The sequence below is a fragment of the Streptomyces sp. CRN 30 genome (assembly GCF_034105845.1).
In genome coordinates this window covers 1-17,058 of the sequence record NZ_JAVRHI010000269.1, presented here as the reverse complement: position 1 = coordinate 17,058, position 17,058 = coordinate 1, and the positions used below count along the sequence as shown (strand labels likewise).

Annotated in this window: 18 protein-coding genes and 1 pseudogene; 5 read left to right on the top strand and 14 right to left on the bottom strand. The window is 73.0% G+C overall.

The features are described from left to right. On the bottom strand, positions 1-639 hold a 639-nt coding region (locus UW392_RS28885; protein ID WP_320778072.1), incomplete at its 3' end, for an ROK family protein. Positions 640-835: 196 nt separating this feature from the next. Here UW392_RS28885 and UW392_RS28880 point away from each other — a divergent pair. Then, positions 836-1,876 (top strand): LacI family DNA-binding transcriptional regulator, encoded by a 1,041-nt coding sequence (locus UW392_RS28880; RefSeq protein ID WP_320778071.1) that lies wholly within the window; start codon positions 836-838, stop codon positions 1,874-1,876. 3 nt (positions 1,877-1,879) lie between these two features. On the opposite strand, the gene UW392_RS28875 is transcribed toward UW392_RS28880, so the two are convergent. Continuing rightward, positions 1,880-3,178, bottom strand: coding sequence for a DUF6986 family protein (locus UW392_RS28875; protein WP_320778070.1), 1,299 nt, complete (start codon positions 3,176-3,178; stop codon positions 1,880-1,882). Positions 3,179-3,434: 256 nt separating this feature from the next. On the opposite strand from UW392_RS28875, the pseudogene UW392_RS28870 reads away from it, so the two are divergent. Beyond that, positions 3,435-4,339: pseudogene (locus UW392_RS28870) on the top strand (endonuclease/exonuclease/phosphatase family protein). Between the two features lie 65 nt (positions 4,340-4,404). Here UW392_RS28870 and UW392_RS28865 read toward each other — a convergent pair. From UW392_RS28865 to UW392_RS28850, 4 genes are all read right to left on the bottom strand, one after another. Then, positions 4,405-5,367 carry an electron transfer flavoprotein subunit alpha/FixB family protein gene (locus tag UW392_RS28865; protein WP_320778069.1) on the bottom strand — a complete coding sequence of 321 codons (963 nt, stop codon included), beginning with the start codon at positions 5,365-5,367 and terminating at the stop codon, positions 4,405-4,407. 87 nt (positions 5,368-5,454) lie between these two features. After that, positions 5,455-6,243, bottom strand: a complete 789-nt coding sequence (locus tag UW392_RS28860; protein WP_320778068.1) for an electron transfer flavoprotein subunit beta/FixA family protein — start codon at positions 6,241-6,243, stop codon at positions 5,455-5,457. Between the two features lie 219 nt (positions 6,244-6,462). Continuing rightward, positions 6,463-6,972: a flavin reductase family protein gene (locus tag UW392_RS28855; RefSeq protein ID WP_320778067.1), complete on the bottom strand. Its 510-nt coding sequence runs from the start codon at positions 6,970-6,972 to the stop codon at positions 6,463-6,465. Positions 6,973-7,105: 133 nt separating this feature from the next. Continuing rightward, positions 7,106-7,456, bottom strand: coding sequence for a thioredoxin family protein (locus UW392_RS28850; protein ID WP_320778066.1), 351 nt, complete (start codon positions 7,454-7,456; stop codon positions 7,106-7,108). Positions 7,457-7,732: 276 nt separating this feature from the next. On the opposite strand from UW392_RS28850, the gene UW392_RS28845 reads away from it, so the two are divergent. After that, positions 7,733-8,461, top strand: coding sequence for a lysophospholipid acyltransferase family protein (locus UW392_RS28845; RefSeq protein WP_320778065.1), 729 nt, complete (start codon positions 7,733-7,735; stop codon positions 8,459-8,461). A gap of 22 nt (positions 8,462-8,483) precedes the next feature. Here UW392_RS28845 and UW392_RS28840 read toward each other — a convergent pair whose 3' ends face one another. The 4 genes from UW392_RS28840 to UW392_RS28825 all read right to left on the bottom strand — a co-directional run bounded on the left by UW392_RS28840 (position 8,484) and on the right by UW392_RS28825 (position 12,442). Continuing rightward, on the bottom strand, positions 8,484-9,077 hold the full coding sequence (locus tag UW392_RS28840; RefSeq protein WP_320778064.1) for a transglutaminase family protein: 594 nt from the start codon (positions 9,075-9,077) through the stop codon (positions 8,484-8,486). Between the two features lie 88 nt (positions 9,078-9,165). Beyond that, positions 9,166-10,239, bottom strand: a complete 1,074-nt coding sequence (locus UW392_RS28835) for a low specificity L-threonine aldolase (protein WP_320778063.1) — start codon at positions 10,237-10,239, stop codon at positions 9,166-9,168. Then, positions 10,236-10,991: an SDR family NAD(P)-dependent oxidoreductase gene (locus tag UW392_RS28830; RefSeq protein WP_320778062.1), complete on the bottom strand. Its 756-nt coding sequence runs from the start codon at positions 10,989-10,991 to the stop codon at positions 10,236-10,238. The genes UW392_RS28835 and UW392_RS28830 overlap by 4 nt, the downstream gene beginning before the upstream one ends. A 53-nt stretch (positions 10,992-11,044) precedes the next feature. Continuing rightward, positions 11,045-12,442, bottom strand: a complete 1,398-nt coding sequence (locus UW392_RS28825) for a DUF6421 family protein (RefSeq protein WP_320778061.1) — start codon at positions 12,440-12,442, stop codon at positions 11,045-11,047. Between the two features lie 206 nt (positions 12,443-12,648). On the opposite strand from UW392_RS28825, the gene UW392_RS28820 reads away from it, so the two are divergent. Further along, positions 12,649-13,332 carry a glycerophosphodiester phosphodiesterase gene (locus tag UW392_RS28820; RefSeq protein ID WP_320778060.1) on the top strand — a complete coding sequence of 228 codons (684 nt, stop codon included), beginning with the start codon at positions 12,649-12,651 and terminating at the stop codon, positions 13,330-13,332. Here the strand turns inward: UW392_RS28820 and UW392_RS28815 are convergent. Next, positions 13,322-13,876 carry a GNAT family N-acetyltransferase gene (locus tag UW392_RS28815; RefSeq protein WP_320778059.1) on the bottom strand — a complete coding sequence of 185 codons (555 nt, stop codon included), beginning with the start codon at positions 13,874-13,876 and terminating at the stop codon, positions 13,322-13,324. The two genes, UW392_RS28820 and UW392_RS28815, sit on opposite strands and share 11 nt — an antisense overlap. A 73-nt stretch (positions 13,877-13,949) precedes the next feature. On the opposite strand from UW392_RS28815, the gene UW392_RS28810 reads away from it, so the two are divergent. After that, on the top strand, positions 13,950-14,342 hold the full coding sequence (locus UW392_RS28810) for a VOC family protein (RefSeq protein ID WP_320778058.1): 393 nt from the start codon (positions 13,950-13,952) through the stop codon (positions 14,340-14,342). A 45-nt stretch (positions 14,343-14,387) separates the two neighbouring features. Here UW392_RS28810 and UW392_RS28805 read toward each other — a convergent pair whose 3' ends face one another. The 3 genes from UW392_RS28805 to UW392_RS28795 all read right to left on the bottom strand — a co-directional run. Then, entirely contained in the window at positions 14,388-15,302 is a 915-nt protein-coding gene (locus UW392_RS28805) for a GNAT family N-acetyltransferase (protein WP_320778057.1), read from the bottom strand. 271 nt (positions 15,303-15,573) lie between these two features. Beyond that, positions 15,574-16,131, bottom strand: a complete 558-nt coding sequence (locus tag UW392_RS28800; protein WP_320778056.1) for a MarR family transcriptional regulator — start codon at positions 16,129-16,131, stop codon at positions 15,574-15,576. Continuing rightward, on the bottom strand, positions 16,128-17,058 hold a 931-nt coding region (locus UW392_RS28795; RefSeq protein WP_320778055.1), incomplete at its 5' end, for an FUSC family protein. The genes UW392_RS28795 and UW392_RS28800, both read right to left, overlap by 4 nt.

The following is a 17,058-nucleotide window of genomic DNA, read 5'->3' as shown; positions in this document are numbered from 1 at the left end:
CGCGGCGGCCGACGTGTCGCCGTCCGGGCCGGGCCGCCAGCCCCCTTCCCGCGCGCGCCGCGCGATGTTCGGCCCGCTCGCGATGCGCTCCACGCAGCCGCGCGCCCCGCACGGGCACGCGTCGCCGTCGAGGTCGACGCTGATGTGCCCGATGTGGCCCGCGTTGCCGGTGGGCCCGGGATGCAGCCGGCCGCCGAGGACCAGACCGCCGCCGACGCCCGTGGAGACCACCATGCACAGCGCGTTGTCGTGCCCGCGCGCCGCGCCCTGCCAGTGCTCGGCCGCCGTGATGGCCACCCCGTCGCCGATCAGCTCGACCGGCAGTCCGCCCGTCGCGTCCCGCACCCGGGAGACCAGCGGATACCCCCGCCAGCCGGGGACGTTGACCGGGCTCACCGTACCGGCGGAGGCGTCCACCGGCCCCGCGCTGCCGATGCCGACGGCCCCGACCCGCTCCCACAGGGGCGCGGCCGTCAGCTCGCCGAGCACCTCCTCGACGGCTCCCATCACGGTGTCGCCGTCCTCCCGCGCGGGCGTCGCCCGCTGGGCCCGCGCCAGGATCCGGCCGTCGCCGTCCACCAGCGCCCCGGCGATCTTCGTGCCGCCGATGTCCAGCGCGGCCACGAGGTCGGTGTCCATCAGAGTCGGTTCTCCCCGTCAGCCATCAGGAACATGAGCGTGCGATGGACAGTGTCCACCCCATCTGACAACGTTGTCCAGGCTCTATGCTCGACGCCACATCCTCATACAACCCCATGGGCGAACGCTCCCCATGGACGACAGGAGCCGTCGCAATCCCGTGGACGACAGGACAGGATCCCCCATCGTGCCCGACATGGCCCGCCGCTTGAACCGCACCAGCGGCAACCGTTACGGCAACCGCCCGACCATGAAGGACGTCGCCGCCCGCGCCGGCGTCGGCCTGAAGACCGTGTCGCGTGTGGTCAACGGGGAGCCCGGCGTCACCCCGGAGACCGAACGCCGCGTCCAGGAGGCCATCGACGCCCTCGGCTTCCGCCGCAACGACAGCGCGCGGGTGCTCCGCAAGGGGCGTACGGCCAGTGTCGGGCTCGTCCTGGAGGACCTGGCGGACCCGTTCTACGGCCCGCTCAGCCGGGCGGTGGAGGAGGTGGCCCGGTCGCACGGCGCCCTGCTCATCAACGGGTCCAGCGCCGAGGACCCGGAGCGCGAGCAGGAACTGGTGCTCGCGCTGTGCGCGCGGCGGGTGGACGGCCTTGTGGTGATCCCGGCCGGGGACGACCACCGGTACCTGGAGCCGGAGCTGCGGGCCGGCGTGGCCACGGTGTTCGTGGACCGCCCGGCGGGCCACGTCGACGCCGACGTGGTGCTCTGCGACAACTTCGGCGGCGCCCGCGACGGCGTCGCCCACCTCATCGCGCACGGCCACCGCAGGATCGGCTTCATCGGCGACATGCCCCGCATCCACACCGCCGCCGAGCGGCTGCGCGGCTACCGCGCCGCCATGGAGGAGGCGGGCATACCCGTCAAGGACTCCTGGATGTCGCTGGGCGCGACCGACCCGGAGCGGGTGCGCCGGGCGGCCGAGGAGATGCTCGCGGACCCGCATCCGGTCACGGCGGTCTTCACCGGCAACAACCGGGTGACGGTGACCGTGATCCGGGTGCTGGCCCGGCACCCGCACGGCGTCGCCCTCGTCGGCTTCGACGACATCGAGCTGGCCGACCTGCTCCGGCCGGGACTGACCGTGGTGGCGCAGGACGCGGCGGCCCTGGGACGGACCGCCGCGGAGCGCCTCTTCCAGCAGTTGGACGGGGGCCTGCTCACCCCCGGGCGCATCGAACTGCCGACCCGGCTGATCGCCCGCGGCTCGGGCGAGATCCCCCCGGCGGGCTGAGCGTCACCGGGTGGCGGCCGTCAGGTCGCCCCGCCGGGGTGCCGAGAAGCCCTCCAGGTCGGCGCGGGTCAGCCCGGTCAGGCGGGCGACCTCGCCGATGTCGAGGGCGCCGCAGTCCAGGCCGCGCAGCAGGTAGCCGCTGAGGGCCTTGGCGGTGGCGGGCTCGTCCATGACGTCGCCGCCGGCCCGGTTGACGTAGCGGGCGAGGCGGGCGGCGGCCTGCTCGAACCCCTCGCGGTAGAAGGCGAAGACGGCCGCGTACCGGGTGGGGATGTGGCCGGGGTGCATGTCCCAGCCCTGGTAATAGGCGCGGGCCAGGGCGCGGCGGGTGAGGCCGTAGTGCAGCCGCCAGGCGTCGTGGACCTTGGCGGTCGGGCCGACGGGCAGCACGTTGGTGGAGCCGTCGCTGACGCGTACGCCGGTGCCCGCGGCGGCGACCTGCATGACCGCCTTGGCGTGGTCGGCGGCCGGGTGGTCGCTGGCCTGGTGGGCGGCGGAGACGCCGAGGCAGGCGCTGTAGTCGAAGGTGCCGTAGTGCAGTCCGGTGGCCCGGCCCCCGGCGGCCTGGATCATGCGGGCCACGGTGGCGGTGCCGTCGGTGGCCAGGATCGACTGGCTGGTCTCGATCTGGATCTCGAAGCCGATCCGGCCGTCCGCGAGGCCGCGCGCCCGCTCGAACGCCTCCAGGAGCCGCGCCATGGCGGTGACCTGCTCGGGGTAGGTCACCTTCGGCAGCGTCAGGACGAGTCCGTCGGGCAGGCCGCCGGCCTCCAGCAGTCCGGTGAGGAAGATGTCGAGGGTGCGGATGCCGCGGTCGCGGACCGCCGCCTCCATGCACTTCATGCGGATGCCGGTGTACGGCGGCGCGGTGCCGTCGGCGTGGGCCTCGGCGATCAGCCGGGCGGCGCGGGCGGCGTGCGCGTCCTCCTCGGCGTCGGGGCGGTTGCCGTAGCCGTCCTCGAAGTCGATCCGCAGGTCCTCCACCGGCTCGCGCTCCAGTTTGGCGCGCACGCGGCGGTAGACGGGTTCGGCGAGGTCGTCGGTCAGGCCGAGGACGGCGGCGAAGGAGGCGGCGTCCGGGGCGTGTTCGTCGAGGGCCGCCAGCGCCCGGTCGCCCCAGGAGCGGACGGTGTCGGCGGCGAAGGCGTCACCGGGGACGTAGACGGTGTGGACCGGCTGGCGGGTCCCGGGGTCCCCGGGGTAGCGGCGCGCCAGTTCGGCATCGACCGGCGCGAGGGACGCGCTGATCTCCTCGCCCACGGCGCCCGCGAGGCTCGTCGCCACCTTCTCCGGCTGACCCATGCAACACCCTCCTCGTTCCCGCGCCACGGAGACGCTCCCTGTCTCGGGACCGCTCCGCACCGCAGAGGCAATAGTTTCCGTCTTGTGGAATCAACAATCCGTAGAGCGAAGTTATCCGGCGATCTTCCCGCCGGTCAACACCCTCTTGCCCGCCGGTCCATCCGTCCCTCTCGGCATGTTCACGTCCTCATGGGACCGTCGTGTCCGGCCCCCGTGACACCTCCGCACCATCCGTCCCGTCGCCGAAGGAGTCCCCGTGCACCGTCCCCACCGGGTCACCCGCCGCATCGGTCTGAAGACCGCCCTCGCCGCCGCCGTCGCCCTGCCGCTGTCCAGTACAGCACCGTCCGCCGCCTCGGCCGCGCCGCGCACACCGCGGGCCGGGGAGCTGGCCGTCATGTCCTTCAACCTGCGCTACGCCAGTACGGCGGAGCCGAACAGCTGGGCCGCCCGCAGACCCGTCACCCGGGCCCTGCTGCGCCGCGAGCGCCCGCACGTCCTCGGCACCCAGGAGGGCCTGTACCAGCAGGTGCGCGACATCGCGGCCGACCTCGGCCCGCACCACGACTGGATCGGCACCGGCCGCGCGGGCGGCAGCCGCGACGAGTTCATGGCCGTCCTCTACGACACCCGCCGCCTCCCCCGCTGGAGTACGACCACTTCTGGCTCTCCGACACCCCGGACGTGATCGGCTCGAACACCTGGGGCGGCGGCTCCATCCGCATGGTCACCTGGGTCCGCTTCCGGGACCTCGCCGACGACGACCGGGAGTTCTGTTTCCTGAACACCCACCTCGACAACGCCAGTCAGAACGCACGCGCGCGTGCCGCGTCGCTCATCGCCGAGCGGATCGGCCGCCTCGACGCGTCGCTGCCGCTGATCGTGACCGGTGACTTCAACGTGGCCGCCCACGGCAACCCGGTCTACGACACGATGCTCGCCGCCGGTCTGGCCGACTCCTGGGACGCGGCGGCCGAACGCGGCCCCCTGTACGGGACGTTCCACGGCTACGGACCGCTGGTGCCGGACGGTGCCCGGATCGACTGGATCCTGACCACGCCGGGGATCGCGGTGCACCGGGCGGCGATCGACACCTTCGCCCGCGACGGGCAGTTCCCGAGCGACCACCTGCCCGTCCAGGCGTGGCTGACGCTGGGGTGAGCCGGACGGCGGAGGCCCCCGCGACCGGATGCCGGTCACGGGGGCCTCTGCGCGGTTCTCGGGGATCAGCCCTTGCGGGTCTTGATCTCCTCGGTGAGCTGCGGGACGACCTCGAAGAGGTCACCGACCACGCCGTAGTCGACCAGGTCGAAGATGGGCGCCTCGGCGTCCTTGTTGACCGCCACGATCGTCTTCGACGTCTGCATGCCCGCGCGGTGCTGGATCGCGCCGGAGATGCCGGAGGCGATGTACAGCTGCGGCGAGACGGACTTGCCGGTCTGGCCCACCTGATTGGTGTGCGGGTACCAGCCGGCGTCCACCGCGGCACGCGAGGCGCCGACGGCCGCGCCGAGGGAGTCGGCGAGGGCCTCGATGATGCCGAAGTTCTCGGCGCCGTTGACACCGCGGCCGCCGGAGACGACGATCGCGGCCTCGGTCAGCTCCGGGCGGCCCGTCGACTCGCGCGGGGTGCGGCCGGTGACCTTCGTACCCGTGGCGGCGTCCGAGAAGGACACCGACAGGGCCTCGACCGCGCCGGCGGCCGGGGCGGCCTCCACGGCGGCCGAGTTCGGCTTGACCGTGATGACCGGAGTGCCCTTGGAGACGCGGGACTTGGTGGTGTAGGCGGCGGCGAACACCGACTGCGTGGCGACGGGACCGGAGTCACCGGCCTCCAGGTCGATGGCGTCGGTGATGATGCCGGAGCCGATGCGCAGCGCGAGGCGCGCGGCGATCTCCTTGCCCTCGGCGGAGGACGGCACCAGGACGGCGGCCGGGGAAACGGCCGCGTAGGCGGCCTGGAGGGCGTCGACCTTCGGCACGACCAGGTAGTCGGCGTACTCGGCGGCCTCGTGGGTGAGGACCTTGACCGCGCCGTGCTCGGCGAGCGCGGCGGCGGTGTCGGCGGCGCCGTTGCCCAGCGCGACGGCGACCGGCTCGCCGACGCGGCGGGCCAGGGTCAGCAGCTCCAGGGTCGGCTTGCGGACGGCACCGTCCACGTGGTCGACGTAGACGAGAACTTCAGCCATGGGACTTCTTCTCTCCTGCTTTGCGAAAAGACGGTGGGCGGTCGGCGGGCGCGGGCCCGGCAGGGACGTCCGGGCCGCGGGGCCGCGTCAGACGAACTTGCGCTCCGCGAGGAACGCGGCGAGCTGCTTGCCGCCCTCGCCCTCGTCCTTGACGATCGTGCCCGCGGTGCGCGCCGGGCGCTCGTCCGCGGTGTCGACGGCGGTCCAGGCGTTCTCCAGGCCGACCTCGTCCTCGTCGATGTCGAGGTCGGACAGGTCCCAGGACTGAACCGGCTTCTTCTTCGCCGCCATGATGCCCTTGAAGGACGGGTAGCGGGCCTCGCCCGACTGGTCGGTCACCGAGACCACGGCGGGCAGCGCGGCTTCGAGCTGCTCGCTCGCGGCGTCGCCGTCGCGGCGGCCGGTCACCTTGCCGTCCTCGACCGCGACCTCGGACAGGAGCGTCACCTGCGGCACGCCGAGGCGCTCGGCGAGCAGCGCGGGGACGATGCCCATCGTGCCGTCGGTGGAGGCCATGCCGGAGATCACCAGGTCGTAGCCGGCCTTCTCAACGGCCTTGGCCAGGACCAGGGAGGTGCCGATCGCGTCGGTGCCGTGCAGGTCGTCGTCCTCGACGTGGATCGCCTTGTCCGCGCCCATGGACAGCGCCTTGCGCAGCGCGTCCTTGGCGTCCTCCGGGCCCACCGTCAGGACGGTGATCTCCACGTCGTCGTCGGAATTCTCGGAGATCTGGAGCGCCTGCTCGACCGCGTACTCGTCCAGTTCCGAGAGCAGACCGTCGACGTCGTCCCGGTCGACGGTCAGGTCATCGGCGAAGTGCCGGTCGCCGGTGGCGTCGGGCACGTACTTCACGGTGACAACGATCCTCAAGCTCACGCCGGCTCTCCTACTGCGTCGACATTTCAGTACTGCCTCTTGCAGGCAGCATAGGCGCCCCATGTGGACGGTCCCGGCCGGGGCGACCTGCGCTCCGGCCTGAATATTACTCGTCAGTACATCCAGTTCATGCCCGCTAAGCAAGCGCTTTGAACTGTGACCTTCGCAACGCAGCGTAACCGGAACCCGACGGCTTCGCAGAAGTGGCCCGAGGGGCGGTCAGCCGCTCAGGCCGCCGAACCGGCCCTGGTGGTACAGCAGCGGACGCCCGTCGCCCGTGGGGTCGCCGCGCAGCACCTCCGCGAGCACGAGCCGGTGGTCGCCGGCGGGGATGCGGGCGACCACCCGGCAGACCAGCCAGGCGAGCACGCCGTCCAGGACGGGCACGCCCTCGGGTCCCTCGCGCCAGGCGGTGGGCGGTCCGAAGCGGTCGGCGCCGCTGCGCGCGAAGGTGGCGGCCAGCTCCTGCTGGTGCTCGCCGAGTATGTGCACGCCGACGTGTCCGGTCTCCTCGACCACCGGCCAGCTGGAGGAGCCGGTGCCGACGCCGAAGGAGACCAGCGGCGGTGCCGCGGAGACGGAGGTGAGGGAGGTGGCGGTGAAGCCCACCGGGCCGGCGCCACCGCTCGCCGTGATCACGGCGACGCCCGCCGCGTGCCGCCGGAAGACGGACCGCAGCAGGCCGGGGGTGTCGGTCCCGAGGCGGGCCAGGTCGGGTGTGGCCGTCATGCGATCTGTCCTTCTGCGCCGCGCTCCCGGCCGGGAGGAGGCCGGATGCTTAGAGTCAGGCTGACGATAGTCGGTGCGCCCGGTCAAGTGAGTGTTCCGGTATCCGGAAACCCCGCCGGGCCCGGTGCCCGGCTCACACCGCCTCCCCCAGCGCGGCGATCACGTCCGCCTTGCGCGGCTGTCCCGCGGCCCGTCGCACGACCCGGCCCCCCGCGTCCAGCACCAGCACGGTGGGGGTGACGCTGATCTCCAGCGCCCGGACCAGCTCCAGGCGCGCCTCGGCGTCGATCTCGACGTGGGCGACGCCCGGCACCAGGCCGGCCACCTCGCCGAGCACCCGCCGGGTGGCCCGGCACGGTGCGCAGAAGGCGCTGGAGAACTGGACCAGCGTGGCCCGCGCGCCCAGCTCCGCGCCGAGTTCCGCCGCGTCCAGCCGCCGGTGGAGCCCGTCCTCGTGCTCTTCGGCTTCTACGCGCTCCCGCACGCTCCGCTCCCCTCAGCTCGGCCCTCTCGCCCGCGGCCCTTCCCCGGTGCAGCGCCGAGGGGGTGGCGAAAGATTCCCGCCTCCCCTCGCCCACCACTGTCCCGTGCCGGGGAGCGGACGCGGGGACGTGATGAGAATCTCGCCCTCGGCGGGCACCAGGGCTGGTACGCGGGTCGTTCTTCGGGCACGATCTGCGACAAGCCGTAAACCTACGGCTGCGTAAGTTCCTACTGGGAGTTCCCTTCCCAGGCAGAGAAGGAAGGGTCCGCACCGCCCATGGCAGAACTCGTCTACCGCCCGGTCGTCGGTCTCGCCCGCACCCTGTTCAAGGTGTGGGACCTCAAGATCGACTGCCAGGGTTCGGAGAACATCCCGCGCTCGGGCGGCGCCGTGCTGGTGAGCAACCACATCAGCTATCTGGACTTCATCTTCAACGGCCTGGCGGCGCTGCCGCAGAAGCGGCTGGTCCGCTTCATGGCGAAGGAGTCCGTCTTCCGGCACCGCGTCTCCGGTCCGCTGATGCGCGGGATGAAACACATCCCGGTCGACCGCAAGCAGGGCGAGGCGGCGTACGCGCACGCCCTGGACTCACTGAGGAAGGGCGAGATCATCGGCGTCTTCCCGGAGGCGACGATCTCCGAGTCGTTCACGCTGAAGAGCTTCAAGTCGGGTGCGGCGCGCCTGGCGCAGGAGGCCGGGGTGCCGCTGGTGCCGATGGCCCTGTGGGGGACGCAGCGGCTGTGGACCAAGGGCCACCCGCGCAACTTCAAGCGCAGCCACATCCCGGTGACCATCCGGGTCGGCGAGGCGGTGGAGGCCACCCGCGACCAGTACGCCGGTGCGATCACGCGCCGGCTGCGCGAGCGCGTCCACGAGCTGCTGGAGGCCGCCCAGCGCGCCTACCCGGTGCGGCCGAAGGACGCGGACGACACCTGGTGGATGCCGGCCCACCTGGGCGGTACGGCGCCGACGCCGGAGCAGGTCCGGGCGGCCGAGGCGCACTGACCGGTGCCGCGGCCGGCCGGTCTCACAGGCCGGCCGGCAGGATCCGCCACAGATGCGGGCGGTCGGTGGCCGTGCGCAGGGCGTCAAGGACGGCCGGGTGCGGCGCGGCGTACAGGCACGGGTGGTCCTCCTCGCCCGCCGCGGGGTCGGGCACCCAGGCCAGCCGCTCCCCCGCCAGACTGAACCGCGCGTCCACCCCCGGCTTGTTCCCGCGCGGGTCCTGCCGGTGCCACGCGCCGTTGAACCGTACGGCGATCAGTCCGTGCACGACGTGGCCGGCGCCGTCGTCGTCGCGCAGCCGCTGGTAGCAGAGCGCGGCCGGGATGTCCTCGGCGCGCAGCAGCGCGGTCAGGGCGTGGGCCTTGGCGTAGCAGATGCCGGTGCGCCGCTCCAGGACGTCCGAGGCGCGCCAGGTGACGCGCGGGTCACCGGAGTCCTGCGAGTGGGGAATGGTGTCGCGTACGAACTCGAACGCCAGCCGCGCATAGGCATACGAGTCCTCCGCGTCCTTGGCGAGACGCGCGGCCGTCGCCCTGACCAGCGGGTGTTCGTGGTCGATGACCTCGTCTGCGGCCAGATAGGCGGAGAGGTCGGGGGTTTCCTGGATCAGCTCCATGTCCGCAGAGCATAGGAAAGCGATCACCCGACAGTCAATGACTTTACAGGTGACCGCATACCTATGCACGGCCTCCGTATGGCCTCGGCTACTGGGCGGCCATCTCCTCCTTGAGCGCCGCGACGAAGGCGTCCACGTCGTCCTCGGTGGTGTCGAAGGCGCACATCCAGCGGACGTCGCCCGCCACCTCGTCCCAGAAGTAGAACCGGAACCGCTTCCGCAGCCGCTCGCTCACCTCGTGCGGCAGCCGGGCGAAGACCGCGTTGGCCTGCACCGGGTAGAGGATCTCCACCCCGTCCACGGCGCGGACGCCCTCGGCCAGGCGCTGCGCCATCGCGTTGGAGTGCCGGGCGTTGCGCAGCCACAGGTCTCTGGCGAGCAGCGCCTCCAGCTGCACCGAGACGAACCGCATCTTCGAGGCGAGCTGCATCGACATCTTGCGCAGGTGCTTCATGCGGCGCACGGCGCTCTGCTCGATGACCACGACGGCCTCGCCGAACAGGGCGCCGTTCTTCGTGCCGCCCAGCGAGAGGACGTCGACGCCGGCCGCGTTGGTGAACGTCCGCATGGGGACGTCGAGCGAGGCGGCGGCGTTGGCTATCCGGGAGCCGTCGAGGTGGACCCGCAGGCCGTGCGCGTGGGCGTGGTCGCAGATCGCGCGGATCTCGTCGGGCGTGTACAGGGTGCCCAGCTCGGTGGACTGGGTGATCGAGACGGCCTGCGGCATCGCCCGGTGCTCGTCCTCCCAGCCGAACGCCTGCCGGTCGATCAGCTCGGGGGTGAGCTTGCCGTCGGGGGTCTCCACGGTGAGCAGCTTGATGCCGGCCATCCGCTCGGGGGCGCCGCCCTCGTCGGTGTTGATGTGGGCGCTCTCGGCGCAGATCACCGAGCCCCAGCGGTCGGTGAGCGCCTGGAGGGCTACGACATTGGCGCCGGTGCCGTTGAAGACCGGGAACGCCTCGGCCGTGGGCCCGAAGTGGCTGCGGATCACACCCTGGAGGTCGCGGGTGTAGTCGTCCTCGCCGTACGCGACCTGGTGCCCGCCGTTGGCCAGGGCCAGGGCGGCGAGCACCTCCGGGTGGGCCCCGGCGTAGTTGTCGCTGGCGAAGCCGCGCGCCTCGGGGTCGTGCCGGCGACGCGCGTCGGTCTTCGGTGGGTTCACGGCTTCTCGGTCAGCCACAGACGGGTTCCGTTCACTTCCGCGGCGGGCTTCGCCCAGACTCCGGTGACCGCCTCGGCGAGGTCCTCGACATCCGTGAAGCCCGCGAACTTCGCGTTGGGGCGCTCGGCGCGCATCGCGTCGTGCACCAACGCCTTGACCACCAGGATCGCAGCCGCGGACGTCGGCCCCTGCTCGCCCCCCGCCTTGCGGAAGAAGTCGGCCATGGCGAGCGTCCACGCCTCGGCGGCGGCCTTCGCGGCGGCGTAGGCGGCGTTGCCCGCGGTGGGTTTGCTCGCGCCGGCCGCGCTGATCAGGACGTAGCGGCCCCGGTCGCTGCGCTGGAGCGCCTCGTGGAAGGCGAGGGAGGTGTGCTGGACGGTGCGGATGAGCAGTTTCTCCAGCGCGTCCCAGTCACCGAGGTCGGTCTTGGTGAAGGTCTGGCTGCCGCGCCAGCCGCCGACGAGGTGGACCAGGCCGTCGACCCTGCCGTGGTCCTTCTCGATCCGGTCGGCCCAGGCCCGGGTGGCCGCCGGGTCGAGCAGGTCGACGGTCTCGCCGGTGACGGTGGCGCCGCCGTGCGCGTAGCGTGCCGCGTCGACGGCCTCCGCCAGCCGCTGCGGGTCGTGGTCGGAGCCGACGACCGTCGCCCCCGCCTCGGCGAGCCGCAGCAGCGCGGCCCGTCCGGCGGGTCCGCCGGCGCCCGCCACCGCCACGACCGCGCCGTCCAGCGTCCCGTTCCCCTTGGCCCCCATGGCCCTCGCCTCCCGAGCTGTGTCGTGCGTGTTCCGGGTGTCCGTGCCGTCGCTCACGCGGCGGCCCGCTCGGCGCCGTCCGCCGTGATGCCCCGGGTCGAGGCGATCACACTCTTCAGCTTCTTGGACAGTGCCTCGTAGAACATGCTCAGGGGGAACTCGTCGGGAAGCACCTCATCGACGAGCTTGCGCGGCGGCAGGGTCGTGTCGAGGGCGTCGGGGCCCTTGGCCCACGTGGAGCCGGGGTGCGGGGCGAGGTAGGCGGAGACCAGCTCGTACCCGGCGAACCAGTGGACGAGCTTGGGGCGGTCGATGCCGTCGCGGTAGAGCGTCTCGATCTCCTCGCAGAGCCGGTTGGTGACCTGCGGGGCGCGCTCCCAGTCCAGGGTGAGCCGGTTGTCGGTCCAGCGGACGACGTCGTGCTTGTGCAGGTAGGCGAAGAGGAGCTGGCCGCCGAGTCCGTCGTAGTTGCGGACCCGCTCGCCGGTGACCGGGAAGCGGAACATGCGGTCGAAGAGTACCGCGACCTGCACGTCACGGGCCTGCGGGACGCCCTCGCCCGCGAGTTTCACGGCCTCCCGGAACGCCGTGAGGTCGCAGCGCAGCTCCTCCAGGCCGTACATCCAGAACGGCTGGCGCTGCTTGATCATGAACGGGTCGAAGGGCAGGTCGCCGTGGCTGTGGGTGCGGTCGTGGACCATGTCCCACAGGACGAACGCCTCCTCGCAGCGCTTCTGGTCGTGGACCAGCGCGGCGACGTCCTCCGGCAGTTCCAGGCCGAGGACGTCCACGGCGGCGGCGGTCACCCGGCGGAAGCGGGCCGCCTCGCGGTCGCAGAAGATGCCGCCCCAGGAGAACCGCTCGGGCGCCTCGCGCACGGCGATGGTCTCGGGGAAGAGGACGGCGGAGTTGGTGTCGTAGCCGGAGGTGAAGTCCTCGAAGGTGATGCCGCAGAAGAGGGGGTTGTCGTAGCGGGTGCGCTCCAGCTCGGCCAGCCAGTCCGGCCAGACCATGCGCAGCACGACCGCCTCCAGGTTGCGGTCCGGATTGCCGTTCTGCGTGTACATCGGGAAGACGACCAGGTGCTGGAGGCCGTCCGCGCGGTGTGCCGCGGGCTGGAAGGCGAGCAGCGAGTCGAGGAAGTCGGGCACGCCGAACCCGCCGTCGGCCCAGCGGCCGAGGTCCGCCGCCAGCGCCTCGTGGTAGGCGCGGTCGTGCGGCAGCGACGGCGACAGCGCCTGCACGGCGCGTACGACGCGGCGTACGGCGTCCTCGGCGTCCGCGCGCTCCGGGGCTCCGTCGGCGTCGAAGTCGATCGACCCGTCCTTGGACTGCCATGGCCGGATCCCCTCCACGGCATCCTTGAGCTCGGGCCATGCCGGGTGCTCCACCAGCCTGCCCGCCGGAGGAACCTGTCCCTCCACACCCGCCTGCACAAGAATTTCCGTCATGTTCCATCCTCCACGGGAGAACCTCGCGTAAGGACACCGTATGCACGCCAGGTTTCTCCCAGCAAGGGAAACCTCGGGAAATTATCCTGCCTCACCCCGGCTCCGGCCGCATTTTTTCCTGCGAGACCTCCCGGCAGGGGGCGGGCCGCCGGTGGACGGTTAGGCTGCGCCTGCCACCGCCACCGCCGACGGAAGCGAGCCGCACCTTGAACTTCCTCACCATCGGTCACCGGGGCGTCATGGGTGTCGAACCCGAGAACACCCTGCGCTCCTTCACCGCCGCAGAACAGGCCGGACTCGACGTGATCGAGCTGGACCTGCATCTGAGCAAGGACGGCGCGCTCGTCGTCATGCACGACACCGAGGTGGACCGCACGACCGACGGGACGGGGCCCATCGCCGGGAAGACCCTCGCCGAACTGCGCACGCTGGACGCGGGGCGCGAGGAGCGCGTGCCGGTCTTCGAGGAGGTGCTCGACGCCGTGTCGCTGCCGCTGCAGGCGGAGATCAAGGACGTGGCGGCGGCGCGGGCGCTGGCCGGGGTGCTGAACGAGCGGGGGCTGGCCGGGCGGGTGGAGGTCTCCTCGTTCCACGACGAGGCCGTGGCCGAGATCGGCCGGCTGGTGCCGGGGGTGCGTACGGCGCTCATCGCCAGCCGCTACGACTCCGGGATCGCGGAGCGCGCCGTGGCGGCCGGGGCCGCGACGCTCTGCCTCAACATCCGCCGGCTCACGCTGGAGACGGTGGAGCTGGCCCGCAAGGCCGACCTCAGGATCATCGGCTGGGTGGTCAACACCCAGGACCAGCTGCGCCTGGTGCGGGCCTTCGGCCTCGACGGCGCGACCACGGACTATCCGGAGATCAAGCGGACGGGCCGCTTCACGGCGTAGCCAGTTTCTTGACCAGCAGTTCGAAGGCGAGGTCGGGGCGGCGCGGGATGCCGAAGCGCTCGTCGCCGTACGGGAACGGGCTCGTCCGGCCCGTACGGCGGTAGCCGCGCCGCTCGTACCAGGCGATCAGGTCCTCCCGCGCGGTGATCACGGTCATGTGCATCTCGGCCGCGTCCCACTCCGCGCGGGCCAGCCGCTCGGCCTCGGCCAGCACCGTGCGGCCGAGGCCGCCGCCCTGCGCGGCCGGACTGACGGCGAACATCCCGAAGTAGGCGTGGCCGTCGCGCCGCTGGAGCTGGCAGCAGGCGACGATCCGGCCGTCCCGCTCGGCCGTCAGCAGCCGGCTGCCGGGGGTCTCGATGATCTCCAGCACACCCTCGGGGTCCGTGCGCTGTCCGTCGAGGAGCTCCGCCTCGGTCGTCCATCCGGCCCGGCTGCTCTCCCCGCGGTACGCCGACTCCACCAGCGCGACGAGGGTGTCCACGTCGTCGGCGGCGGCGTCGCGGAAGGTCAGGTCGGCGGCGGGGGCGTCGGCGGTGTCCATGAGGTTCGGTCTCCCGATCGGCGGCGGCAGGGCAGGCCCGAGCCTAACGCCGCCGCGGTTAGGCTCCGGAGCCATGGTGCATGTACTGAGCAGCCGTATCCTCCTCCGTCCCGTCGACCCCGGCCGCTCGCGTGCCTTCTACGGCGAGCAGCTCGGCCTCGCCGTCCACCGCGAGTTCGGCACCGGACCGGACCGCGGCACCGTCTACTTCCTCGGCGGCGGGTTCCTGGAGGTCTCCGGCCGCGCCGAGACACCCGCCGCACCGGGCCTGCGGCTCTGGCTGCAGGTCGAGGACGCGGCGGCCGCCCACGACGAGCTGCGCGCCCGGGGCGTCACGGTCACGCGGAAGCCGGTGCGCGAGCCGTGGGGGCTGATCGAGATGTGGATCGAGGACCCGGACGGCACACCGATCGTCCTGGTGGAGGTCCCGGCCGACCACCCGCTGCGGTACCGGCCGGGAATCTGAGCGGTCCCGTGTCCGGCGGCGGCCGTCAGCCTGGGGTGGCGGCCGTCAGCCGGGGCGGTGGGTCCAGCCTCGGTCGGTGCGGGCCAGCTCCGTGAAACCGCACCGGGTCAGTTCCCCGATCGCCGCGAGGTCCGTCTCCGCCTCGTAGGCGACGAGCCGGTCCACGCCGCACAGCGCGAGCCAGTCGGCGGCGCGGGCGAGCAGCCGGTGCTCCAGGCCGGTGCCGCGCTCACCGGGTTCGACGTGGAGGTTGCCGATGTCGGCGAGACCGGCGGCCCGCACGTGCCGCTCGGGCCGGGCGAGGGCGGTGTCCACCTCGATGAAGCCGAGGGCGCGTTCCCCGGCGTACGCCGTGAGCCGCGTGCCGCACTCCCCCACCGTGCGCTCGACGGTGACGCCGGGGCCGGGCGGGACGTCGGGCAGGCCGGCCACCCGCGCCAGCAGGACGACCTGGGTGTCGCCGACGTGCCGGAAACCCGCCCGTTCGTAGACGGCGCGGACGTGCGGCCAGTTACGGGGCAGCCCGTGGACGACCGGGGCGGGCAGCGCGCCGTCGGCGTACCGGACGCGCACCCGCCAGCGGGCGAGCTGGGCCAGGCAGGCGTTCATCAGCAGGTCGGCGGCGTCCTCGGCGTCCGGCAGGAACGACGCCGGCGGGGCGCAGACGAACCAGTCGACCGCGCCGGCGTCCCGGTAGGCGTCGCCCACCTCGGCTCCGTCCCGGTAGCGCAGCAGATGGGCGGCGGCGACGACGGAGCGGCGCTGTTCCGCGACGAGCGTCACGCGCTCGGCCACCCACGGGTCGGTGATGAACTCGTCCGGCTGCCGCTCCAGGGCACCGACGACGGTGTTCACGGAGACGGAGACGCCGGGCACGACGGCGGCGACGTGCCGGTTGACCAGATCGGTCAGCTGGTCACGGTCGTCACGGCGGAAAGGGCGCACCGAGGGTACGGGCATGGGGTCCTCCGGACAGGGTCGAACGGACGGAGAGACCGCCATGCGGTGCGGTACGGGTTGAGGGTACGTCGCCGAGACGCGACGCACCACGGGTCTGACGGGGCGGGCCTCGATGGACGGGGGCCCGGCGGGCCGAGGCCCCGGCGGGCCGGAGGGGACGGCCGCCAAGGGGCGCGGGAACGACCGCCGAGGGGGCCGGGCACCCGGCGCGAGGCGGGTGGGCGTCCGGTGTGCCCGGTGCTGTCGGGAGGCACCCGCCTCCTGACCGCGGTCAGGGGCGCGGCGCGCCCAGGCGGCCTTCCAGTTGGACGAGGAGTTCGCCGAGGAGCCCGGCGAGTTCGCCGCGCTCCGGCGAGCCGAGACCGGACAGCGCGGCGGTCTCGTAGGCGAGCTGCTCGGGCAGCAGGCTGTCGACCAGTCCGCGCCCGGCGTCGGTCAGCCGGACGTGGGCGACACGCCGGTCCCGCGTGTCACCGCGCCGCTCGACGAGCCCCCGCTCGGAGAGCTGCTTGAGGCGTTTGGTGACGGCGGCGCCGGAGGAGAAGGTCTCCCGGGCCAGTTCCCCGGGAGTGAGCTCGTGCCCGGTGCGGCGCAGCGCGCCCAGCAGGTCGAACTCGGGACGGCTGAGACCGACCCGGCGCAGCGGCGCGTCCTCCGCCTGCTGCAGGAGCGCGGCGCAGCGGTTGATCCGCCCGATGATCTCCATGGGCCCGGTGTCCAGGCCGGGGTGGACGGCCCGCCACTGCCGGACGACACCGGCGACGGTGTCGCCCCGCGCCGGCCCCGTGATGTCGTCGCCGGTCGCCGTTGGCCGGTCGGTTGCCGTCATGGCGTCGCGTCCTCCGTTGTCGAGCCCGTGTCCTGGTCCGCGCGCACTGTGCGACGGCGCACCGTAGCGGCGAGGGTACGGTGTCCCGCCTGCTCGGCCAGCACGACCCTCTCCTGGGGCAGGGCCCGCTGCCACCATTCGCCGGCCGCGGCGTCGGTCGTGGCCCGCAGCTCGGTCAGGGCCGTGGCCAGGGCGCGCCGGGCGGCCTCCAGGTCGGCGGGGGCCGGACCGGGTTCCGCCAGCAGCCGGGCGGCGCCCTCGCGGGCCCGGTCGGCGGCGGTGACGGCCTCCTCGACCCGGGAGACGGAACGCCGGTTGGTGACCGCCATCGCGGCGAGGAACCCGACGACTGCGCCGACGACGGTGTCCAGAACGCGTTCGGTGATCAGCTCCCCGGGATCCTGGTAGCGGGCGAACTCGCTGATGAGCAGCGCCATCGGGGTCACGCAGACGCTGCCGAGCCAGTAGTTGCGGCTGATGAACGCCTCGGCGCCGAAGCCACAGGCCAGGCAGAACAGCACCAGGAACGCCTGGTGGAGGTGGGCGACCGGGGCGACGACGGCGAAGACCAGGACGCCCGCCAGGTTGCCGACGACGCGCTGGACGGTACGGCTCCAGGTCAGGGTCATGTTGGCCTGGTAGAGCGCGGCGGCGGTGACGATCGCCCAGTAGGGCCGGCCGATGCCGACGGCCAGGGAGGCGTATCCCGCGAGGGCGCAGCCGAGGGCGGTGCGCGCGCCGATGGGGAGGAGGGGCCCGAGCCGGCGCCGCAGCGGCAGGGGCCGGGCGGCCAGTTCGGTCTCCACGCCGAGCAGTTCCTCGGCGTCGGCGCGGCTGTCGCCGGTGCGCGGGACGCGGCCGGTGCCGCGCAGGTCGCGGGCCCAGCCGCGGAGCAGCTCGGGGTCGGCGTCGGCGGGGGCGGCGAGC